Consider the following 21375-nt stretch of genomic DNA (forward strand, 5'->3'; position numbering starts at 1 on the left):
TTGGCGACGCCGAGTGGTCCTGGGCGGGAATGAGGTGTCCCGCCCAGGACCTCACTGGATCCGATGGATCAGTGGCACAGCAGCACGCTCAGGTTGCTCGGACGCCTGGAACCACAACCGAGGACGGTCAAGGTGCTACCGCCACCATTACTGCCACCGCCGCCACCGCTGGGGGCCTCGAGACCTTGCAGGTCGAGAAGTGCCATCGTGTACACCTCCTCTCGGGCTTCATTCGGGCTCGGACCGCTGGGGTGATCCGAGGAATGGAAGGGAGATCCGCTGCGGCCGCAAAGCGGCTGCTCCCATAGCCAGCAAGACGCCGGCCGAACCGGTCGCCAGATCCATTGACAGGCGCAGGAGCTGGTGACCGGGGAATGTGAGGCCCGTTCCGTCGGGCAGGGCATGCCAGCCGAGACCACGAACCAGCTGATCCCTGGTTTCGTCTTCGGCGGCAGCGAGCAGGATGCCGGCGCGGCCCATGAAGAGGTCTGGCTGGACGAAGTAGTCGCACTTGGTGACATCGCGCAGGGCGTCCTGCGCGGCGACCAACTCGTCGTCGGGGCAGTGCCGCAGATAGCGGTCGAGGACCAGGCTGATACCTGCCGAACCTTCTGCCAGATAAGGCAAAAGCCGCCAGCCCTGGTTGACCTGCAACATTCCCGTGGCATCTGATGAACAGCGCCGGAGGTCCTGCTGCAGGGCGATCTTCGCCAGGTCGAGCAGGCCGGCATCGGCGAATCGCTCGTAGGCGTGCAGGAAGAGCAGGGCCGGGCCGGACGAGCCGAACATCAGCCCGGCGCGCGGATTGCCCTCGCCGCTGACCTGCGGCACGTCCTCTGGTCCGCCAAGGCGATCGGCCACCTCGTCGATCGCCCGGGTCGCCGCCGCCAGGCCGATCTCGTCGGCGAAGTGCAGCAGGTTCAGTCCGATGCCGGCCAGGCCGGAGTGCAGGCCCAATTCGTGCTCGATTTGTGGCTGGAGGCAACGATCGACCAGGTCGAGCGCCCGGTCACGATGGCCTAGCTCATCGAGCACATGGGCGACGCCGTGCAGGCCGTCGTACAGGCCCAGCCTGATGTCTTGTGACGTTAAAGTGTGCCGCCAGAGCCACTCCTCGTAGTCCGGGAATCGGCCAGCACCGGTGCGGGCCAAGGCGTAGAGAACGCCGGCCGCGCCGTACGACAAGTTCACCCCACCACCGGGCTCGAATTGCGCGATATCGCCGGGGAACAGGCGGTCATCTCGTTGCGGAGTGGCGTGGGCGACGATGGCCCGGGTGATCGCGTCGCGGGCCTCGGGCCAGTTGGTGACGTCGGCGATGGGCTCCGCGGGGTGGTCGCCGACGATGGTCCGGACGGCTGTGTCGATCGTTGCCCTAGGCACCGGGAAGGTCTCGGTGATGAGGTCCGCGAGGTGATACGCCTTGGCCGGGTTGAGCTGTAGCAGCATGGTCGTCTGCGGCGCGAACATGCCGAGTGTGAGACAGGCCAGCGCATACCGGTCGACCTCCACGCCCTGGCGATCACCGGGTGCCGCGTATCCCGGATGCGCCAGTGCCGAACGGGCCTGCTCGGACGCGAGCGTCGCCACCTCGAAGTCGATCAGGACGAGACGCTCCTCGTGGCCGATCAACACGTTGTCGGGGTGGAGGTCGTTGAACACCACACCCCTTCCGTGCAAGGCCTCGACGGCCGCGGACACCTTGGCGATCATGTCGAGCGCCCACTCGGTGTACGTCGCGAGTTGCTCGGTCGTCGGGTCCGGCCGGGTCAGCGGGTACTTCGTGACCACCAAGCGCTGCAACGGGTTCGCGTCGACGAACTCCTCCACCAGGAAGTGGTGCTCCCCGAGGGTGAAGTAGTCATGCACCGCCGGTACGACGTCCAGGCCCGCGAGCCGCTCGAGGATGTCCCTTTCATGGCCGATCCGGGCCACGGCGTCCCGGCCGGCATCGTCCCACCCTGCCAGCGGACGGCCTTCCTTCAGCACGACGCGCGCCTTCGACTCGAGGTGATGCCCGAGGTAGACACCGCCACCGTTCGAGAACTGGATCACGCTCTCGATCGCGTAGGCCAATTCGTTGGTAGTGACGGCGTTCCGGGCCTTGAGATGCGGCTCGAGGAATGACGGCAAAGTCACCCAGGCCGGTACGGCGAAAGTGGCGCCGCGCACATCCGGAACGAGCCGGCCGTTTCCGTCCTCCAATGCGAGGACGCGCTCGCCGAGATCGCTGAGGCAGTACCTGGTGGCGAATGCGCCGTACCGCACGAACAGCGCACCTTCACCGAAACGCAGATCGCTAAGAATATAAGGCCCTTTGACGCCAGGCAGTAGGTCATCGAGCTCCTTGAGCACCAGCTCGAGCTGCGCCTCATCGGCCGGGTAGATGGTGACGAGTTTGCCGCTCGATCCGCGTGTCGCCGACTTCGAGTTGAGCATCACCATCACCGGCAGGTTGCGCAGGAACTTGAAGGCGATACCCCGCGGCACGCAGTAGTCCCAAACGACGGCGAGCGTGTGGTCCGCGCCCTCCAGGGAGGATGAGACGTGGATCTTCCATCCCTGCGGTGGCAGGACCACTCCGGTCGGGGCGTAGTTCATCCAGACGTCGCCAGGCTCGTGATCCCAGCCGGGAGGCACCGGCTGGGTAGTCTGCGCGAAGTCCGGATAGTCCGCACCACGGTTCGTCGGGGAGTCGTAGAACGTCCGGTCGGCCACGCAGAAGAGCTCGTACTGCGCCACGTCGGACCCCCTCGGCTCGTCGGTGTTCCAGAGCCATCTTGTGTCGTCCGAACAGCCACCGCGTAGTGCCGGGCGTCATCACTGGCATATGAGGAACTCACACGCTACGGATGGGTACGTAATGCCGAGCATTCCTACTGGACAGTTCATTCTTGACCGACAGTCACCTTGGAGTATTCCAGGGTCATCCCGACAGTCACCTCGCGCCGCGGTTTTGCTGACTCGCAAAGTAGGCGACCTTGCGCGCCCGCATGACCTCGCCAAGTGGCCTGTGTTCCACCAGCGCGTTCCACGGATCGAACCGCTCCGCCTCGACTTCGGCGTCGAAGGCCTGGTCGCGTTGCTGCGCCGGAATGGTCAGCCGGGCGACGGTCAGATACGGCGTCGGCCAATCGACCGAGGCGTCCTCGATGGGGGTTGTTGCTTGGTCACTGAAGAACTGGAGTTGTACATCGTGGGTCAGGGGGAGCCGGTTGTAGACGTCCGCGGCCCAATCCTGGTTCGCCTCTGGTGCGGGCTGGTCGGAAGCCTTCGCGACCTTGACGCGGACGGCATACGGACCACAGGCAATCGGCGCCGCACTGTGAAAGTCATGCGTCGCGAAACCGTCGAACGGTGTCTTCAGCGCGCCCGTCACGGCGACCAGTTTGGGAATGAGGCCGGGGTTGGACACGACGCGCTTCAAGATCTCGCCTCGGCTGCCAGCACCTCCAGTGGTGACGACCTTGGTGAAGACGTCGCTGGTGGGTGAGCTGAACCGCGAGTGGTTGATCAGCGCAAAGTCCTGCGACGCCGCCGAACCCCCGAGTGCGCCCTTACCCGTGACACCCAGGACTTTGATCGAGAAGCCTCTGATATCCGGAACCTTGTCGGGCGCGTAGTTGAACCCGCCATTCGACAGCCGCAACCAGGCGTCGTACTTATGCGGCACCGCGAACAACCCATGCCTCGCCTCATCCGGCAGATCCGGCAACACCTCAAACGTGGCCCGCAACCCGGCCAGTTGCTTGCGATGAAGAGCGCGACCGATGCCGTACTTCTCGCTCTTCCGACTCTGCATGGCAACGAACTGCGCCGCCTGCTCCTCATGCCGCACCGCTTCATCCGCCCCCACAACTTCCCGCCACCCGGTACTTGGCTCCATCGCGCGAATCCCGCTTCCCTCGTGGTTGGGTCAGTTTCGATCGTAGGCCGCGGGTTGCGGTCGACCCGGCTTTTGGTGGACACCCGTCCCCTGCGCCAGCGATTGGCGGGCACCCGTCCCCCTGAAGTCTTGCGAATTGTCAGGCCGGTTCGGGCCGCGTCAAGGGCTTCATCGGCTAGCGCCGACGCTGACGCGCCCTTGACCCGACCCGAACCGGCCAAGTACGGCGGGCTATTCAGGGGGACGGGTGCAGTCTGACCGTTTGCCACAAGCGATCGCGCTCACCGATGACGAGCCATTCCTAGTGCAGGGCGCCCGGGCCTTACAGCCGGCGTCTTCCTGAGCGAACCGGACGTTTTTCGGCCCGAAAAACGTCCAGTCCGCTCGGGAAGACGCCCGTGCTGGCCCTCGCGGAGTTTCTGCCCGCAAATCGGCGGTTATCCCTTGATCTGCTGGGTTCCGGTACCAAGTAACCGGCCCGGAACCCAGAATCTCAGACGTTAACCCCCCAAGATCCCGGGCTACCCCATCCGATCACGAGTGTGAACCCATCACCTCGGCGGCTACCCCTCCACATCGGAAGCGCCACTCCGAAGTTGGGACAAGCGCCCTCCCAAGTCCGGCTGTGCGCCTCCCTATTCCGAGGGTCGACCTGCGGAATGGGGAGTCGACCCGGCAAGTTTGGCGAGTCCACCCCCCATTCCGAGGGTCGACACTCGGAATAGGGCGGCGACCGGTCGCCTCGGCGGGAGCACTGGGTGCCGAGGGTGGCTAGCCATCCGCGAGGTGGGTTACCACCTCGGATTGGCGGTTTCGAGGGGTCGTTGCAACACCGGGTTGGTTTCTAGGTGGTGAGTAGATCACGTAGGCGTTCGGCTGGGGTGTCCCAGTCGAGCGTTTTGCGTGGTCGCCCGTTGAGTTCTTGGGCGACGTGTTCGAGGTCTTCGGGTCCGTGGATGCTCAGGTCGGTGCCCTTGGGGAAGTACTGGCGCAGTAGTCCGTTGGTGTTTTCGTTGGTGCCGCGCTGCCAGGGGGAGTGCGGGTCGCAGAAGTAGACGGCCATGTCGGTGGCGATGGAGAACTGTTTGTGTTTGGCCATTTCGCAGCCCTGGTCCCAGGTCAGCGAGCCGCGCAGATGGCCGGGCAGGGTTTTCATCGTCGCGATGAGACCGTCGCGGACCTGTTCGGCGTCGTGGCCGCCGGGCAGGTGGACCAGCATCGTGTAGCGGGTGGTGCGTTCGACCAGGGTGGCGATCGCGGACCGGTTGTTCTCGCCCATGATCAGGTCGCCTTCCCAGTGGCCGGGAACCGCGCGATCGTCGGCCTCGGCGGGCCGCTCGGAGATCATGATCATCTCCTCGACGAACCGGTGCTGGCGCTGGCCGGGCTGGCGTTGTGGTTTGCGGCGGGTCCGTCCGGTGCGCAGCGCGGTCTGGACTTCGCGTTTGAGGCCGCCGCGGGCCTGGAAGTAGAGCGCCTTGTAGATCGTCTCGTGGCTCACGCGCATGCTCTCGTCGTCGGGGAAGTCCTTGACGAGCCTGTTCGAAATCTGCTCCGGCGACAACTTCCGCTCCAGACCCAGCTCGACCTGCTCACGCAACGCGGGATCGGTGACCAGCTTTGAGGTCTTGGGCCGGGCCCTGGCGGCCGCAGCGTCGCGGTGGGCCTGGTGGGGCAGGTAGGTTCCTTCAACACTGTGGGCGCGGATCTCACGAGAGACTGTGGACTTGTCCTTGCCGATGCCGGCCGCGATCGCGGTCAAGGTGAGTTTGTTGACCCGCCCATCGGCGATCGCCAGCCGCTGGTCCAGGCACAGGTAACGGTCGCTGATCACCGCGTCAGCTGATGGGGTCATGGAAGTGGAGTATCGGGTTGTGGTGCCGTAGTCCACGACCCGCCCATCGGGATAGACCCGCGTGTTGCCCACCCTGCGGACCCCGTGATGCCAGTCCCGCGCAGTACCCGGATGCACGCCCACCTCCTTGGCTGCGCGCGTGATGGACCAGCCCGCCTCCAGCAACTCCTCGAGGCGGACCCTGGCCTGGGTCTTGCGTTTCACGGCCCGCACCGCGGGAACCAGCCCGGCCACGACAAGGATCCGCCGGGCAGTGTCATGCCTCAACCCGCAGGCCGAACCCGCGCCAGTGATGTTCCCCGATTCCTTGAACACCGCGATGACCTGCTCCCGCAACGCATCAGTGATCACCGTGCGCGGACGCGAACCACGGCCACGAGCCCGCAAGATCTCATAGCCACGACCACGCCCGATCCCCAACGACTCACACGCAGCCGCTACCCCGACCCCCGAATCCACCAGCCGCAACAAGGCAGCACCGTGACGCTCGTTGTCCTCCACAAACGACATAACCATCACAACTCCTCAAATCGAGGTGTTGCAACAACCACGTGAACCCGCCAATCCGAGGTGGTAACCCACCCGCACGGTGGCTACCCCTCGCCAGGCAAGAGCATTCCGCGACAACCCGGCAACCGAAGCCGGCACCACCCGCCAACTCGAGCACGGCACCGCCCGGCCGCCCGAGCGCGGCGACTCGGCCACTCGAGGACGGCGTGATCTGGCCACCGAGGTCGGCGCCACCCGGGCCGTCCGTTCACCGCAGCACCCGGCCGCCGACGACCGCACCGCTCGGCCATTCGTGATCGGCATCAGCTGGCCATTCGTGGACGGGAGGGCGTGAGGCAAGCGGGCAGACCTCATTCGTCCCCCTGAATAGCCCGCTGTAGTTGGTGGAGCCGGGTCGGGTCAAGGGCGCGTTAGCGTCGGCGTCAGCCGATGAAGCCCTTGACGCGACCCGGGTCCACCAGACAATTCGCAAGAACTCAGGGGGACGAGTGCCACCAACACAACCCCGCCAAAGACCTCACCCCGGCTTGACCGCAACAACCACAGCATCGTTCCCCCGACGCCAGACAACCTCGGCATGCGCAAACCCAGCCTGGCGGAGCCGATCGACATGCCAGTCGGCCGGCTCGAGCAAATCGCCGATCCAGTGGGATAGGCGCCGGGATCGTTCTTCCCAGAGACCCGCGTATGCCGGCTCGGCGTAGGCGCGGTGGTACCAGTCGTCGCAGCTTTCGGCGCCGGCCGAGAACGTGTCGCGTAGGCGTTGGGCGTGGAGGTCGTCGGCGGCTTGGCGTAGTACCGGATCTGCCAGCGGCACGTGGTCGGCGTTCGCGAAGACCCCGCCCGGACGCAATAGCCGAGCAGCGCCCGCATACACACCAGCCAAGGCTTCAGGCGGCAACCAGTGCATCGCCGTTGACGTGAGGATCGCGTCAAACCCAGGCGCCAACCCGGCATCCCAAGCCGGATCAGCCAGTTGCCCCTCAACCACCTCAACCCGTTCATCGCCGGCAAAAGCAGTACGAGCCAAGTCGAGCAACAACGGATCGATGTCCAGAGCAACCACTTGGGCGAAGGGGAACCGCTGCAACACCCGCCGCGTGATCGAACCAGGTCCGCACGCGAGATCCAGAACCCGGGCCGGGCGGCCGCTCAACAGCTCGACGTTGTCCAGCATCAACTGAAAGCGGAGCTCACGATCAGGCGCGTGGATGGATTGCTGCTTCTCCCAGCTGGCGCGCAGTTCTTCGGAAAGTGTTGTCATGATGTTCAGAGTCGGCCCGGGATAGGTTCGGCGTCCAAGACACATTCGCGCTAGCGTCACAGGATCTGGTTATGGATGTAGATCTGAGGTTGGTCCGCTACTTCCTGGTCATGGCCGAGGAGTTGCACTTCACCGCGGCCGCGCGGCGGTTGTACGTGTCGCAACCGGCCCTGAGCAACCAGATCCGACGGCTCGAAGCGCAGCTCGGTTTCCAGCTCTTCGACCGTACGTCGCGAGGCGTGACGCTCACCCCCGAGGGCGCGGCGTTCGTCCCGCATGCCCAGAAGGCGTTGGCCGCGATCCGCGCGGGCATCGCGGATGCGGCCGCCACGAGCGGGCGTAGCGACGTACTGCGTATTGATGTTCTCGAGTCTGCGCTTGCGGCACCGCAGGCGGTGTTGGCCCGGCTACGCGACCGCTTTCCGACCATGCGGCTGGAAGTGAGTAGTCGCGGCAGCGCCGAGCAGGACCGGCGCCTTCTCGCCGGCGACCTCGATCTCGGCCTCTGCGGAGCCACGGCGACCCAACCGGATGGGCTCGACCAATTGGTCATCCATCGCGAACCACTCGGCGTTGCCGTACCGGCTGAGCATCGGTTGGCAAAGGCGGACGCGATAAACCTGGCCGATCTCGCGCACGAGTTGCACTACCTCCCGCGGGACGACTTCGCGCCGGAGTGGAATGCGCTGGTGGTTGCGCAGTGTGCGGCGGCGGGGTTCAGCCCGCGACGGCATCCCGCGAGTACGGATGGCACGGGCCCGGCGCTGGAGTTGGTTCGGGCGGGGGAGTGCGTTGCGTTGGGGTTGTTGTCGACGCCTTGTCCGGATGGCGTGGTGGTACGGCCGTTGCGCGACGCGATCCCGCGGTACGAGTGGGTGGTTCGCTGGCGCCAGCCCGGTACGCAGCGAACTCGCGAGGCAGTCGACGCGATTAGCTCGGGTAGGTCTGGATCTCCGTTGCTTTGAGCGTGGCCCAGAGCGGTAGACCCGGTCGCAGGCGAAGGTCGGCGACGGCGGCCGGGGTTACGTCGGCGAGTAGCGCGGGTGGTCCGTCGAGGCGTACGCGGACGGTGTGCGCGTGTTGCTCGACCGTACGCACGATGACGGGCCAGGTGTTCCGCGGACTACCCGACGGGCGTTCGGCGTACAGGCTGATCGCGGTCGGCGGGAAGGCCACGTGCACCGGGCCGCGAGCCGGTTCGGCGATGGTGATGGTGCCGCCGTCGGCCAGCGCGACCGCGGTACCGTCCGCGCTACCGCGATAAAGGTTGAGCCCGACCAACTGGGCCACGTAGTCGGTCCGCGGCCGGCGGGCGATCTCGCCGGGTGGTCCCTCCTGGACGATCCGGCCGTTCTCGATGATGACGAGCCGATCGGCCAGCACCATCGCGTCGAGCGGATCGTGAGTGACCAGCAACGTCCGTCCCTCGAACCGGCTGAGGTGGTGCCCGAGCTCGGCCCGTACGTGCAAAGTGGTCCCGGCGTCCAGCGCAGCGAGTGGTTCGTCCAGCAGGAGCAACTCCGGCTTCGTCGCGAGAGCCCGCGCCAACGCCACCCGCTGGGCCTGCCCGCCGGACAACGCGCGCGGTCGTTGGCGCGCGAACGACGCGAGGCCCATCGTCTCCAACCAGCCAAGGGCCTGCGCGCGGGCGGTATGCCGATCGTTGCCTCGGGCCCGTAATCCGAAGGCGACATTCTCCAACGCCGTAAGGTGATTGAACAACAGGTAGTCCTGGAACACCACGCCGAGCGGGCGTTTGTCGGCAGGCTGGAACGTCTTGGGTGGTTCGTCCCACGCGTCGTCGCCAAGCCGGATGAACCCATCGGTCAAGGGCAACAAGCCTGCCAGCGTACGGATCGCGGTTGTCTTGCCGGCGCCGTTTGGCCCGAGCAACGCGACGACTTCCCCCGGCGCGATCGCCAGAGCGATGTCGAGTTGGAAAGACCCGCGCGTGACCTGGAGCTGGGCGGTGAGGCTCATCGCAGACCACTGATCCAACGCTCGCGCAGGCAGGCCAAGACGATGACCGAGACGGCGAGCAGTACGACGCTGAGTACGATCGCCACGTCCGGGTCCGTCTCGAGCGCGAGGTAGACGGCGAGCGGCATCGTCGTCGTACGGCCGGGCAGATTGCCCGCGAAAGTGATGGTGGCACCGAACTCGCCAAGTGCCCGGGCCCAGCACAGCACCGCGCCCGCGACCACGCCCGGCGCGATCGACGGCAACGTGACCCGGCGGAACGTCAGCCAGCGGGATGCCCCGAGCGTCGCGGCCGCCTCCTCGTATCGCGGGTCGGCCGCACGCAACGCGCCTTCAACCGAGATGACCAGGAACGGCATGGCCACAAAGGTTTCCGCCACGATCACCGCGGCCGTTGTGAAGGGCAACGAATACCCGAACCATAGGTCGATCCGCTCGCCGATCAACCCGCGCCGCCCGAGCACCAGCAGCAGCGCGACCCCTCCAACCACTGGCGGGAGCACCAGCGGCACGGTCACCAACGCCCGCACGACGCCGCGCCCGGGCAGCTCCGAACGGGCCAGCACCCAGGCGAGCGGAACTCCGAGCAGCAGGCAGATCACCGTCGCCGCCGACGCGCAGAGCAGGGACAGCCGCAGGGCCTGACCGACTTCGGCGCTGAACAGGCGATCCGGCAACGTCGACCAAGGCGCTTCGATCAACAGGCCGATCAGCGGTACGACGAGAAACGCCAACCCCAGCAGGGCCGGTACGACCAGCACCAGCGGCAACCGCCCCCCGACCTTCCGCCGGCTCACGGGACTACGAAGCCTGCCACGGTCAGCACCTTCCGGCCCTGGTCAGACCGGACGAAGTCGACGAAGGCCTTCCCGCCGACCACGTTCGGCGCCCCACCCAGCACGGCGATCGGGTACTCGTTGACGGCCTTGCCCGCCTCAGCGAACTCGATCCCCTCGACCTCATCGGCGGCGGCCTTCACGTCCGTGCGATAGACCAGCGCCGCGTCCACCTCGCCCAACCGGACCTTCGTCAGCGCGGCCTTGACGTCCTGCTCGAGGCTGTCCGGCTGGGCCTTGATCCCGGCCACCTCGAACACCTTGGCCGCGGCGGCACCGCACGGCACCTGCTCGGCGCACAACGCGATCTTCAGCGCCGGCATGCCGAAGTCGGCCAACCCGGTGATCTTGCCCGGATTCCCTTTAGGTACAGCGATTTCGAGCTGGTTCGTCGCGAAGGTGACGGGGGAGACGACGTCGGTGACCTGCGCCATGTTCTTCGGCGCGGCCGAGGCGAAGACGTCAGCGGGCGCGCCCTCGGTGATCTGCTTGGCGAGGGCCGAACTCCCGGCAAAGTTGAAGCTCACTTTCACCCCAGGGTGTGCGGCCTCGAAGTCCTTGCCCAGTTGGGTGAACGTCCCCGTCAGCGAGGCCGCCGCGAACACGGTCACTGTGCCGGACAGGCCGTCCCCTTTCGCTGAAGCGTCGCTTCCGCAAGCTGTCGTGATGAGGGCGAGCGTTGCGGTCAAAAAAGCGGCGGTACGGCGGAACACTCAGGCCTCCGGAATCTCGACAACAACGTGGGTCGACTTGATCGAGGCGACGGCGAGGCTGCCCGGCTCGAGCCCGAGCTCCTCGGCGGCCTCCCGGCTCATCAGCGACACCACCCGGAACGGCCCGGCCTGCATCTCGACCTGCGCCATCACGCCGTCCTTGAGTACGCGCGTGACGATGCCGCGCATCCGGTTCCGGGCGCTCGCCGCCTTGGTGCCGCCCAGCTCCGGCGTCTCGGCCAGCTCCTGCGCGAACGCGGCCAGCGCCTTGCCGTCGATCGCCATCCGCCCGTGCTCGCTCACCGACCGCAACCGCCCCTGGTCGATCCACCGCCGCACGGTGTCATCACTGACCCCCAACAACGAGGCCGCCTCACTAATCCGCAAATTCGGCACAACCACCACAATACCTCCGCACCTGCGGCGCCCAGGCCTGCGCCGAGGCAGGCGGTACGTTTGGGGCATGGGTGAATCGGGGCTGCGGGAGTACTTGGATGGGACGTATAAGCAAGCGCGGGATCAGGCGCGGGTGGGGTTGGCCGAGCACGTCGGCCTGCTGACCGAGGCGCTGGAGCTGCCGCGCGACGCCTACCGCGATCGGGTCCTCGACGTGCTCCGATCAGCGACGGATGACGGCCAGACCGCCCGCGGCTTCCCGAAGGAATTCGGCGGCGGTGGCGACCTCGGCGGGTTCATCGCGGGCTTCGAGACGCTCGCGTACGGCGACCTCTCGCTGTTGATCAAGGCAGGCGTCCAGTTCGGCCTCTTCGCCGGCGCCATCCTGCACCTCGGCACCACCCGCCATCACGAGGCGTACCTCCCGGACGCGTTGAACGCACACCTGCTCGGCTGTTTCGCGATGACCGAGACGGGCCACGGTTCGAACGTGCAGGCGCTCCGCACCACCGCGACGTACGACCCGGCGGCGGGCGAATTCGTCATCCACACGCCCGACGTCCAGGCGCGCAAGGACTACATCGGTAACGCGGCCCGCCACGGCCGGATGGCGGCGGTCTTCGCGCAGCTCGTCGTCGGCGGCGAGACGCATGGCGTGCACTGCCTGCTGGTCCCGATCCGCGACGACGAGGGCAACCCGATGCCCGGCGTGACGATCGGCGATTGCGGCGAGAAGCTCGGGCTGAACGGTGTCGACAACGGCCGGCTGACGTTCGACCAGGTCCGGGTACCACGCGAGGCGCTGCTCGACCGGTATGCCCAGGTCGATGCTGATGGCAACTACCTGAGCGAGATCGAGAACCCGGATCGCCGGTTCTTCACCATGCTCGGCACCTTGGTCCAGGGCCGGGTCTCCGTTGGCGGCGCGGCGATCAACGCCAGCAAGGTCGCCCTCGCGCTCGCCGTACGGTATGGATCGCAGCGGCGGCAGTTCGGTGCGCCGGGCGCCGCGGATGAGGCCCTGCTGCTGGATTACCGGATGCACCAGCGCAGGTTGTTGCCGTTGCTCGCTCGGACGTACGCCTTGCACTTCGCCCAGGCCGAGCTGGTCGACGAGTTCGTCCGCATCTTCGGCGCCGAGAACGCCGACGACCCGGACCAGACCAGTGAGCACGACCGTCGCGCGTTGGAGGCCCAGGCCGCCGGTATCAAGGCCCTCGGCACCTGGCACGCCACCGAGACGATCCAGGCCTGCCGCGAAGCCTGTGGCGGCGCCGGCTATCTGGCCGAGAACCGGTTCGCCACGCTGAAGGCCGATACCGACGTGTTCACCACCTTCGAGGGCGACAACACGGTCCTGCTGCAACTCGTCGCGAAGGGCCTGCTGACGGGATATCGCGAGTCGTTCGGCAAGCTCGATCCGCTCGGCGTGGCCAAGTTCGTGACGGCGCAGGCAGTCGAGATCGCGGTGGAGAAGACGGCCGTACGGCAGCTGATCGAGCGGCTGCGCGACGCCGTACCGAGTCGTGTCGACGAGGGCGACAGCGACGCCGGTCTGCGCGATGACGACTACCACAGCGGCATGGTGCGATTCCGCGAGCAGCACATGCTCGCCGGTGTGGCCCGCCGGCTGAAGCGGGGGATCGACGACGGCGTCGAGCCGTTCGAGGTCTTCAACCGCTGCCAGGACCACGTCATCGCAGCCGGCCGCGCACACGTCGAGCGGATCGTGCTGGAGGCCTTCGCGACCGCGGTCGGACGCGCGCCGGAAGGCCCGGCCCGCGAGACGCTCAAGCTCCTGTACGACCTGCATGCGCTGGCCACCATCGAGAACGAGCGAGCCTGGTACATGGAGCACGGCCGCCTGTCCGGAGCCCGTTCGAAGGCCATCACCGCCTTGGTGAACGAGCTCGCGGCCCAGGTCCGGCCCGAAGCGGTCGAGCTGGTGGACGCGTTCGGCATCCCCGCGGCGCTGGTCGACGTACCGATGCTGCCCACAACCAAGCAGGCGGTCACGGCGGGCTGACGCTGAACCGAAGGCCATGAGGTTGTAGCGTCGTCGTATGAGTGAGCCGAGGGAGGCCGCATCGGCCGCCACTGCCGCCCGGGAACTGGCGAGGATCCTGATCGAGCAGGCGGATGCGCTGGACTTACACGATCTGCGTGCCACCGTCGCGATCGAGCAGGTGCGGGTGCAGGCCCGCGTGCTCGCCGACGCCGTGCACGAGCGAGGCTGGGGCGACCTGTTCCTCGGCATCGACTCCTACGAGCCCGGCGAGTTCGACGACCCGGCGATCAACCCGGACGATTTCGAGGACCCGGACGACTATCGCGAATTCGTCGAGGGTGACCTCGAGAACGATCTGCCCGACCTGCCGCTGGTGCCCGAGCATGGCATGCGGCTGTCGTACCAGGCTCGCTACGACTTCGTGGTGACCGATCCCGAGGCGTTCGTCGCCTACGCGCAGCGGCTGGCCGAGAGCGCGAACAACGACGACGTGGTGCACGAGATCCACGATGTGGTGTCCGCGTTCGAGCTGGTCGGCTTCCTGCACGGCATCGGTTCGCGCGATTACGACGACGTCGGGCTGACCCCGGCCGGCGGCGAGGAGTCACACAAAGTGGTCGACTTCTCACTCTGGGACCTCGATCCCACCCGCAGGGACGACACGTTCCCTTACTGAGCGTGGGAATGTAGCCAAACGTCACTCAATGACTTCGCAAAGTCATTGATCAAATCCATGCAAATGTTTGATCCTGACCGTCGCGGGGAAGCGACGCCACATGAAATTCTTTCGGTTGTCGGCGACGGACGGGTCGCTGACAAAACGTGGCCTCCCGCTCCAGGCGTTGCGGGAAGCCATCAGCTGTACAAGGGCTCGTTTCCAGCCCGTGTTGTCGTGGTCGCGGTCACCGGTGAGGTGGTGACCGCCGCCACGACACTGCTGTTTCTGGGCCCTTTCAATTACTGACCGCCGCTTTCCCTTGGGTTAAAGGAAAGCGGCGGTTGCCTATTCTCAGGCCAGTTCGAGAAGGCTCTTCGGCCGGGCCGGCACCTCGCCGTACGTCGTGGTGCGCTGCCGGGCCGGACGCCCCGCCGCGGTCGCCATCCGGGTCAGCTCCTCCACGGACTTGCGCGAACCGTGCTTCGAACCGGCCATCCGGCTGATGGTCTCCTCCATCAACGTGCCGCCGATGTCGTTGACGCCACCGTTCAGTACGGCGACACAACCGTCCTCGCCGAGTTTCACCCACGAGCACTGGATGTTGTCGATCCGCCCGTGCAGCATGATCCGCGACATCGCGTGCACCGCCCGGTTCTCGTCGTACGTCGGACCCGGGCGCGCCACGCCGGCCAGGTAGATCGGCGAGTTGGTGTGGATGAACGGCAACAGCACGAACTCGGTGAAACCACCCGTCTGGTCCTGCACGGCCGCGATCGTGCGCAGATGCTGGACCCAGTGATGCGGCGAATCCACGTGGCCGTACATCATCGTCGAACTCGACGGCAGCCCGACCTTGTGCGCGGTGCTGATGATCTCGATCCAGCTTGCCGTGGGCAACTTTCCCTTGGTCAGGATCCAGCGCACGTCATCGTCGAGGATCTCGGCCGCGGTGCCGGGAATGCTGTCCAGCCCGGCCTCCTTGACCGAGATCAGGAACTCCTCGACCGACAGACCAGTACGGACTGTGCCGTTGACGATCTCCATCGGCGAGAACGCGTGCACGTGCATTTCCGGCACCCGCTGCTTCACCGCCCGCACCAGGTCCGCGTACGCCGTACCGGGCAGATCCGGGTGGATGCCGCCCTGCATGCAGACCTCGGTCGCGCCGATCACCCAAGCCTCTTCGGCTCGCTGGGCGACCTCGTCCATCGACAGCGAGTACGCGTCGGCGTCGGTCCGCCGCTGGGCGAACGCGCAGAATCGGCAGCCGGTGTAGCAAACGTTGGTGAAGTTGATGTTCCGGTTAACCACGTACGTCACGTCATCGCCGACGACCTGCTTGCGAAGGTCATCCGCGATCTTGGCTAGTTGGTCGAGCGCCGGACCGGTGGCCGTGATCAGGGTCAACGCCTGGTCGTCGGAGAGCCCGGCCGGATCGCGTTCGGCGGCCGCGAGGGCCTGCTTCACGTCACCGTCGATCCGCTCCGGCGCCGCCCGGTTCGCGACGTCCTCGCGCAGCACGTCCCAGTCGCCGTACGCCGCGTCGAAGTCCGACCGCGTCTCGGTACGACGTCCCTCGGTGTCGATCGCGGTGTGCAAGTCGGTCCGGCCGACGCTGTCCCAACCACCGTCGGGCTCTTGCCAGGGCAGGCCCTTCGGGTACGCGTCTTCGTTCGCCAGGCCGGTCGCGGGATCGACCAGAGCCTCGACGTGCTTGATCAGGCGCGGGTCCAACCACGGCTCGCGCAGGTACTCGGGATGGGCCGTGAGCCGTTCCTTTAGCGTGAAGCCGGCGTCCGCGGTGACCTTCGCCAGGTCGTCGATCTGCGGCCAGGGCCGTTCCGGATTGACGTGATCCGGCGTCAGCGGCGAAACCCCGCCGAAGTCGTCCACGCCCGCGTCGAGTAGCAGGCGGCACTCGGCCAGGTCGACCAGGTTCGGCGGAGCCTGCACGCGCATCCGTGGCCCGAGCACGATCCGGGTGACGGCGATCGCGGCAAGCCACTCATCGAGCGGTACGTCGGCGTCGTTGCGCATCGCGGTATCCGGCTTCACCCGGAACCCCTGGATGATGACCTCCTGGATTCCGCCGTACTGGCGGGCGATCCGGCGCAACGCGAAGATCGAGTCGGCCCGCTCGGCCAGATTCTCGCCGATGCCGATCAGCAGGCCCGTCGTGAACGGCACGTTCGACCGGCCCGCGTCCTCGAGCACCCGCACCCGTACGGCCGGATCCTTGTCGGGGGAGCCGAAGTGCGGCTGGCCCTTCTCCTCGAACAGCCGGCGCGACGTCGTCTCCAGCATCATGCCCATACTCGGCGCGACGGGCTTGAGCCGCTGCAGGTCCTGCCACGACATGACGCCAGGGTTGAGGTGCGGCAGCAGTCCCGTCTCCTCCAGCACCCGGATCGCCATCGCGCGCACGTAGTCCAAGGTGGAGTCGTACCCGGCCTCGTCCAGCCAGTTCCGCGCGGCATCCCAGCGGTCCTCGGGCGCATCGCCGAGCGTGAAGAGGGCCTCCTTGCAACCGAGGGCCGCACCCTGGCGGGCGATCTCCAGCACCTCGTCAGGACTCAGGTACGGCGAGTGAACCCGGCCGGGCGTGGTCGCGAACGTGCAGTAGTGGCACCGGTCGCGGCACAGCCGGGTCAACGGGATGAAGACCTTCTTGGAGTACGTCACGATGCCGGGCCGGCCCGCATCCGCCAGGCCCTGGTCGCGAACCCGGGCAGCCGTCGCCATCAACGTGGTGAGGGCATCGCCACTGGCCGTGAGCAGCACCTCCACCTCGGTAGCGTCCAGCGTCTTGCCGTCGTCCGCGCGTTTCAGCGCTCGGCGCATCGCCGTACTCACAGGGGCGTTCGCCGGGGTGGACTGTGGAGCCGGGCCGGTCTGCTCTACGTGATCAGTCACGCACCTGAGCCTATGTCGAACCTATGCACACGCAAGCACCGGTCTCGAACCTGGCCTCTCCCGGGTGCCTGGGCAATGCTCGGACGGCCCGTGCCTGGGCGTGTGTCAGGGCTTGGTTGCGCGGGCGCCGGCGTGCAGCATGCCCGTGACGATCAGATGGTGGAACGGCTTGATCACCTGGTAATACCCTTTGCCGGCCTTCCGGTGGAACTTCACCATCGTGATCAGGCTCAGCTTGTTGCCGTCTGCCACGGGCTCGGCGGTCATCGCGAGGTAGCCGGTGAGGTGGTTGTCGACGACCTCGAGCAGCAAGTAGCGATCCTCCTCGGCACGGGTGACGGTGAAGAAGCCGATCTTGCTGCCGGGCGTGAAGTCCATCCCCGTCGGCGTCGGCCGCGCGGTGATCGGCACGTTGGCCGTATCGAGGCGCAAGGCCTTCGCGAACACGTACCGGACGGCGAACAACGCCCGCATCCAAAGCGGCGACCAACTCAACGCCCCCGCGGTGAACTCGCGCAGATCCGCCTTGCCGACGGTCGTCTTCACATCGAACTCATCCGCCGTGCTGAGCGCCTCACCCAGTTCCTCGGCATACGTCAGAACCCTCACGTCGTTCCTCCAGTTCGGTTCGATTCGGTCTTTGGTCAGGCCTGCGCTTGCTCAGAGGGCGGTCTCGCCGATGGACAGGCGCAGGGTCATCGCATAGATCGCACGCAACTCATCCCGCGGCACGCCGGGCACAACCTGCCCGGCGCCGATCAGAATCAGGTAGAGCAACCGCGCCAAATGCGCCGCCTCGCCGGTCTCGACGCCCGCCGCGCTCTCGCGGTCCTTCCGGCTCTCGCGCTCTTTCTCCCTCTCGCGGCCTTTCGGGCTCTCGCGCTGGCTCTCGCGCTGGCTCCTGCGGTCTTTCAGGATCTCGCGGCAGAGCCCTTCGAGGTAGTCGGTCCGGGTCCGATCCACCCGCTCCTGCGCAGCCCGAACCTCGTCGTCCTGCAAGGCCCAGGCCCGAATGGCGATCTCCAGGTCATACCCACGCGAGTCGTCCAGGATGAGCTCGAGCAACCGATGCAGCTTCACCACACCGGCCGCCGTCGGATCCTCTTCAACGGCATCCATCAACCGCCGGGTGTTCTGCGTCTCGAAGTACTCCAGCAAAGCCGTCTTGAACCCCCCGGCCCCCTTGAAGTGGTGGTAAAACGACCCCTTGCTAACCCCCAACTCCCCAGTCAACCGCTCAATCGTCACCCCCGGCGCCCCCTCCCGCGCCAACACCCCCAGTCCAACCCGCACCCAATCCTCCCGCGCCACCATGCCCGGACCATACCATACCGTTTGGTATGGCAGCCGCCTTCGCCAGTTGTCCTCGCCCCGCCGCCGTCGCCGTCGCCGCCGCCCCCGCCGCCCTCGCCCCGCGGTCGCACGCTTCGCCGCCGTCGCTCGTCGTCCCGACCTCGCGCCACGCCGCGCGGCCTGACGTATCCCGTTCATCGGGCCCTTGTGACCCGGCGCGCCGCCGCTCATCGGTCCCTTATGACCAAGGAATGCAAGGTGCGTTACTGGCTGGCCTTGCTGCCAAGACTTCCGCGCGTGGTCACAAGGGCCCGACGAACCTCGACGCGCCGTGTAACAAGGGCCCGATGACGCGCCGGCGCGTGATCACAAGGGACCGATGAACGCCGACGCGCCGGGGCACAAGGGTCCGATGAACGGCGGCGCGCCGGGGCGCAAGGGACCGATGAGCGGGATGGCGGCGAGGTGTTGGGTGTGGGGGGATTAGGGGTGGAGGGTGGGGAGGTGGTGGGTGATGTTGCGTTCGGCTAGGGCGGTGATGGTTAGGAAGGGGTTGACGCTGATGGAGCCGGGGATGAGGGCGCCGTCGGTTACGTAGAGGTTGGGGTAGCCCTTTACGCGGCCGTAGTTGTCGGTGGCTCGGCCGAGTACGCAGCCGCCTAGGGGGTGGTAGCAGAAGTCGGCGGCGAAGCGTTCGTTGTTGCCGAAGAGGTCGTGGCGGTACGTCGTACCGGTGGTGCGGTTGATCTTGTCGAACAACGCCTTCGTCGCCTGGATGGCGGGATCGCTTTGGCCGGGGCCCCAGAGGAGTTTGGCCTTGTTGTTCGCGCGATCGAAGACCAGGCGGCCGCGTTCGGCGTTGGACGTGATCGTCAGATAGAGGCTGGCCCAGGTCTCGATCCCGACCGGCAGTGGTGCGATCTCGGCGAGAGCCGGATGGACCGGATCGTGCAGGTTGTTGATCGCGAGGGTCGGGATCGTGGACTGCAGGGTGCCGGTGCTGTCCCACAAATGGTTGGCGCGGGCGGTCATGACGTTGCCGTTCGGACCCCAGCCGCGGCCGATCGACTCGGGCAGGTTCGGCAGCGCGCCGGTTTCCCTTGCCCTGAGCAACAACTCGGTGGTGCCGAGACTGCCGGCGCCGAGGAAGAGGTAGCGGCAGCCGAGTTCGCCGCGCCAGAGAAGCTTGCCCCAGGCATCGATTCGCTCGAGCGTCAGGACGTAGTCGTCGCGCTCGCGGCGGATGCTCGTCACCTTCGTCAGCGTGCGGATGGTGACATTGCCGGTGCCGACGGCGTCCGCGAGGTACGTCTGGTCGAGCGACTTCTTGCCGTGGTTGTTGCCGTAGAGCACCTCACCCGCGAGCGCCGACCGCGGCACCTGCCGACGCTCTTCGCGTTGCATATAACGGAAATCGTAGACACTCGGGATCACCGTCGTACGAAATCCCGCCTGGTGCGCGAGCTTGCGGGAGACGCGGGCATAGCGGTACGCCGGGGTCCTCTCCAGATAGCGCGGGTCGATAGAGTTGACGCCGAGCAGGCGTTTGGCCAGCGGGTAGAACCGTCGGTACATCTGGTTCGCGTCGACGTTCGGCAGCACCTTCTCGAAGTACGCCCGCTCTGGCGTCGGCGCCATGCCACCGTTGACGAGCGACCCACCGCCGACGCCGCGTCCGACGTACACGCCCATGTTGTCGTAGTCGAGGCGGTCCAGTACGCCGGCGTACGGGCGGCCGATATCGCGGTTGACCACATCAAGCCAGAGGAACGTCGAAAGCGGCGCCTCGGTTCGGCGGGCGAACCACATCGACCGGTGATCGGGGTTGAGCGTCGAGCAGAAGACTTTGCCGTCGCGGCCGGGTTTCGTCCACAACTGGCCCATCTCCAGCATCGTCGTGGTGATACCGGCCTCGCCGAGGCGGAGCGCGGTCACCGCCGATCCGTAGCCGGTACCGACCACCACGGCCGGGACGTACTCCCGGCGGCGACTGGTGTCGCCGGAGGCTGAGCGAGCGGTCGCCACTTGGGTGAGGCCAAGGGCGGCAGCGGAGGTGAAGGCGGCCAAGCCGGCGAAACGGCGTCTCGAGATTGCGGACGGGTGAGTCTCGATATGCACGGTCATCCGCGCAGAGTAGTCGGCCGACCGCGATTGGTAGCGGTACGAGTGACGAGCGTCACGAAGGTGAAAGAAATCGGACCCAGTCCTGGAGCCTGGCAAGGTGGACGCATGATCGTTGCCTTCAGTATCAGTCCGGCCGTCGGTGATGAGACCGGCGGCGTCAGTGAGGCCGTCGCCGAGGCGGTCCAGGTGGTCCGCGATTCGGGCCTGCCGAACGAGACCAACGCGATGTTCACCAATATCGAGGGGGAGTGGGACAAGGTGATGGCGGTGGTGAAACAGGCCGTCGAGGTCGTCGCCGCGAAGTCGCCCCGGGTCGGTCTGGTGCTCAAGGCCGACATCCGGCCCGGCCACACCGGCCAGCTCACCGCCAAGGTCGAGCGGCTGGAGTCCCACCTCAACTCCTGAGCCCTGCAACCTCGTAGCGCCCTGCCCGGGGCTGATCCGGGCAGGGCGCTGTTGCGTTGTCACGGTCGCCGGGCGGCAATCGTCGATTCGGCCCGGAGTTCAGGTCAGTTCTCTACGGCCGCCGCGGCTCGTTTCTCGATGGTCTGCTTGATGATGGGCAGGCCGCCGTCCATGGCCGCGGCCAGAGGTTCAGCGAGGTTGTCGGGCAGTACGTCGTGAGTCCATACGAGTCGGCTGCGGTCGGTGCCGTCTGCGTGGATTTGCATCGCGGCATTGTTGTGGTCGGGTTTCGCCCACCCGTCGGTGAATGCCCAAACGATGCGTCGAGCGGAGGCATCACGGGCGATGAGGCGCTCGCGGGCCAGGTGTCCGTTGATGAAGGTCACCAGTCGGGTTTCGGGGTCTTCCAGCCGGGTGTCGGTCACGAAACCGGGTGCCATCTTGGTAGGCCCGCCGGCGAAGTCGCCGATGACGGCCCAAACCTCGCTGGGCGTGGCGTTGATGACGATTTCCCTGATCACGGTGGCCATGTCC

19 protein-coding genes are annotated in these 21375 nt (G+C 66.7%); 5 read left to right on the plus strand and 14 right to left on the minus strand.

Going from position 1 to position 21375, the window contains the following annotated elements:
• Window positions 1–68: 68 nt before the first annotated feature.
• The 4 genes from OG394_RS30225 to OG394_RS30240 form a co-directional block, all read right to left on the minus strand.
• Window positions 69–206, minus strand: coding sequence for a SapB/AmfS family lanthipeptide (locus tag OG394_RS30225; RefSeq protein ID WP_328990551.1), 138 nt, complete (start codon window positions 204–206; stop codon window positions 69–71).
• A 22-nt stretch (window positions 207–228) separates the two neighbouring features.
• The gene (lanKC, locus tag OG394_RS30230; protein ID WP_328990552.1) at window positions 229–2742 is read right to left on the minus strand and encodes a class III lanthionine synthetase LanKC; all 2514 of its coding nucleotides are present in this window, start codon (window positions 2740–2742) and stop codon (window positions 229–231) included.
• Between the two features lie 196 nt (window positions 2743–2938).
• Complete coding sequence (locus OG394_RS30235; RefSeq protein WP_328990553.1) at window positions 2939–3838, minus strand: hypothetical protein; 900 nt, start codon at window positions 3836–3838, stop codon at window positions 2939–2941.
• 892 nt (window positions 3839–4730) lie between these two features.
• Window positions 4731–5885 carry an IS30 family transposase gene (locus tag OG394_RS30240; protein ID WP_442914290.1) on the minus strand — a complete coding sequence of 385 codons (1155 nt, stop codon included), beginning with the start codon at window positions 5883–5885 and terminating at the stop codon, window positions 4731–4733.
• A gap of 445 nt (window positions 5886–6330) precedes the next feature.
• On the opposite strand from OG394_RS30240, the gene OG394_RS30245 reads away from it, so the two are divergent.
• A complete protein-coding gene (locus tag OG394_RS30245) occupies window positions 6331–6585 on the plus strand; it encodes a hypothetical protein (protein ID WP_328990554.1) in 255 nt (84 codons plus the stop codon).
• Window positions 6586–6768: 183 nt separating this feature from the next.
• On the opposite strand, the gene OG394_RS30250 is transcribed toward OG394_RS30245, so the two are convergent.
• Window positions 6769–7515, minus strand: a complete 747-nt coding sequence (locus OG394_RS30250; protein WP_328990555.1) for a class I SAM-dependent methyltransferase — start codon at window positions 7513–7515, stop codon at window positions 6769–6771.
• Between the two features lie 71 nt (window positions 7516–7586).
• Here OG394_RS30250 and OG394_RS30255 point away from each other — a divergent pair, with 71 nt between their 5' ends.
• Window positions 7587–8480, plus strand: coding sequence for a LysR family transcriptional regulator (locus OG394_RS30255; RefSeq protein WP_328990556.1), 894 nt, complete (start codon window positions 7587–7589; stop codon window positions 8478–8480).
• Here OG394_RS30255 and OG394_RS30260 read toward each other — a convergent pair.
• The 4 genes from OG394_RS30260 to OG394_RS30275 are packed head-to-tail and all read right to left on the minus strand — an operon-like array spanning window position 8446 to window position 11440.
• Window positions 8446–9495, minus strand: coding sequence for a sulfate/molybdate ABC transporter ATP-binding protein (locus OG394_RS30260; protein ID WP_328990557.1), 1050 nt, complete (start codon window positions 9493–9495; stop codon window positions 8446–8448). The two genes, OG394_RS30255 and OG394_RS30260, sit on opposite strands and share 35 nt — an antisense overlap.
• A complete protein-coding gene (modB, locus tag OG394_RS30265; protein WP_328990558.1) occupies window positions 9492–10292 on the minus strand; it encodes a molybdate ABC transporter permease subunit in 801 nt (266 codons plus the stop codon). The genes OG394_RS30260 and modB overlap by 4 nt, the downstream gene beginning before the upstream one ends.
• Window positions 10289–11044, minus strand: coding sequence for a molybdate ABC transporter substrate-binding protein (modA, locus tag OG394_RS30270; protein WP_328990559.1), 756 nt, complete (start codon window positions 11042–11044; stop codon window positions 10289–10291). Before modA ends, modB begins: the two co-directional genes overlap by 4 nt.
• On the minus strand, window positions 11045–11440 hold the full coding sequence (locus OG394_RS30275) for a TOBE domain-containing protein (protein WP_328990560.1): 396 nt from the start codon (window positions 11438–11440) through the stop codon (window positions 11045–11047). It abuts the gene before it with no gap.
• A gap of 67 nt (window positions 11441–11507) precedes the next feature.
• On the opposite strand from OG394_RS30275, the gene OG394_RS30280 reads away from it, so the two are divergent.
• Window positions 11508–13466, plus strand: a complete 1959-nt coding sequence (locus OG394_RS30280) for an acyl-CoA dehydrogenase family protein (protein ID WP_328990562.1) — start codon at window positions 11508–11510, stop codon at window positions 13464–13466.
• 37 nt (window positions 13467–13503) lie between these two features.
• Window positions 13504–14124, plus strand: a complete 621-nt coding sequence (locus OG394_RS30285; protein ID WP_328990563.1) for a hypothetical protein — start codon at window positions 13504–13506, stop codon at window positions 14122–14124.
• Window positions 14125–14457: 333 nt separating this feature from the next.
• Here OG394_RS30285 and OG394_RS30290 read toward each other — a convergent pair whose 3' ends face one another.
• The 4 genes from OG394_RS30290 to OG394_RS30305 form a co-directional block, all read right to left on the minus strand.
• On the minus strand, window positions 14458–16959 hold the full coding sequence (locus OG394_RS30290) for a bifunctional FO biosynthesis protein CofGH (RefSeq protein ID WP_328996882.1): 2502 nt from the start codon (window positions 16957–16959) through the stop codon (window positions 14458–14460).
• 165 nt (window positions 16960–17124) lie between these two features.
• Window positions 17125–17628 carry a DUF2867 domain-containing protein gene (locus OG394_RS30295; protein WP_328990564.1) on the minus strand — a complete coding sequence of 168 codons (504 nt, stop codon included), beginning with the start codon at window positions 17626–17628 and terminating at the stop codon, window positions 17125–17127.
• Between the two features lie 51 nt (window positions 17629–17679).
• Window positions 17680–18333, minus strand: a complete 654-nt coding sequence (locus tag OG394_RS30300) for a TetR/AcrR family transcriptional regulator (protein ID WP_328990565.1) — start codon at window positions 18331–18333, stop codon at window positions 17680–17682.
• 462 nt (window positions 18334–18795) lie between these two features.
• The gene (locus tag OG394_RS30305) at window positions 18796–20436 is read right to left on the minus strand and encodes a GMC oxidoreductase (RefSeq protein ID WP_328990566.1); all 1641 of its coding nucleotides are present in this window, start codon (window positions 20434–20436) and stop codon (window positions 18796–18798) included.
• A gap of 105 nt (window positions 20437–20541) precedes the next feature.
• On the opposite strand from OG394_RS30305, the gene OG394_RS30310 reads away from it, so the two are divergent.
• Window positions 20542–20841: a thiamine-binding protein gene (locus OG394_RS30310; RefSeq protein WP_328990567.1), complete on the plus strand. Its 300-nt coding sequence runs from the start codon at window positions 20542–20544 to the stop codon at window positions 20839–20841.
• 104 nt (window positions 20842–20945) lie between these two features.
• On the opposite strand, the gene OG394_RS30315 is transcribed toward OG394_RS30310, so the two are convergent.
• Window positions 20946–21371, minus strand: a complete 426-nt coding sequence (locus OG394_RS30315) for an SRPBCC family protein (protein WP_328990568.1) — start codon at window positions 21369–21371, stop codon at window positions 20946–20948.
• Window positions 21372–21375 lie beyond the last annotated feature (4 nt).

This window comes from Kribbella sp. NBC_01245, assembly GCF_036226525.1.
GTDB lineage: Bacteria > Actinomycetota > Actinomycetes > Propionibacteriales > Kribbellaceae > Kribbella.

Excerpts from the sequence above, each read along its gene's own strand:
- OG394_RS30255 (WP_328990556.1), top strand. The coding sequence starts at position 7,587 with ATGGATGTAGATCTGAGGTTGGTCCGCTACTTCCTGGTCATGGCCGAG.
- OG394_RS30250 (WP_328990555.1), bottom strand. The coding sequence starts at position 7,515 with ATGACAACACTTTCCGAAGAACTGCGCGCCAGCTGGGAGAAGCAGCAA.
- OG394_RS30280 (WP_328990562.1), top strand. The coding sequence starts at position 11,508 with ATGGGTGAATCGGGGCTGCGGGAGTACTTGGATGGGACGTATAAGCAA.
- OG394_RS30310 (WP_328990567.1), top strand. The coding sequence starts at position 20,542 with ATGATCGTTGCCTTCAGTATCAGTCCGGCCGTCGGTGATGAGACCGGC.
- OG394_RS30225 (WP_328990551.1), bottom strand. The coding sequence starts at position 206 with ATGGCACTTCTCGACCTGCAAGGTCTCGAGGCCCCCAGCGGTGGCGGC.
- OG394_RS30260 (WP_328990557.1), bottom strand. The coding sequence starts at position 9,495 with ATGAGCCTCACCGCCCAGCTCCAGGTCACGCGCGGGTCTTTCCAACTC.
- OG394_RS30285 (WP_328990563.1), top strand. The coding sequence starts at position 13,504 with ATGAGTGAGCCGAGGGAGGCCGCATCGGCCGCCACTGCCGCCCGGGAA.
- OG394_RS30305 (WP_328990566.1), bottom strand. The coding sequence starts at position 20,436 with ATGACCGTGCATATCGAGACTCACCCGTCCGCAATCTCGAGACGCCGT.
- OG394_RS30315 (WP_328990568.1), bottom strand. The coding sequence starts at position 21,371 with ATGGCCACCGTGATCAGGGAAATCGTCATCAACGCCACGCCCAGCGAG.
- OG394_RS30300 (WP_328990565.1), bottom strand. The coding sequence starts at position 18,333 with ATGGTGGCGCGGGAGGATTGGGTGCGGGTTGGACTGGGGGTGTTGGCG.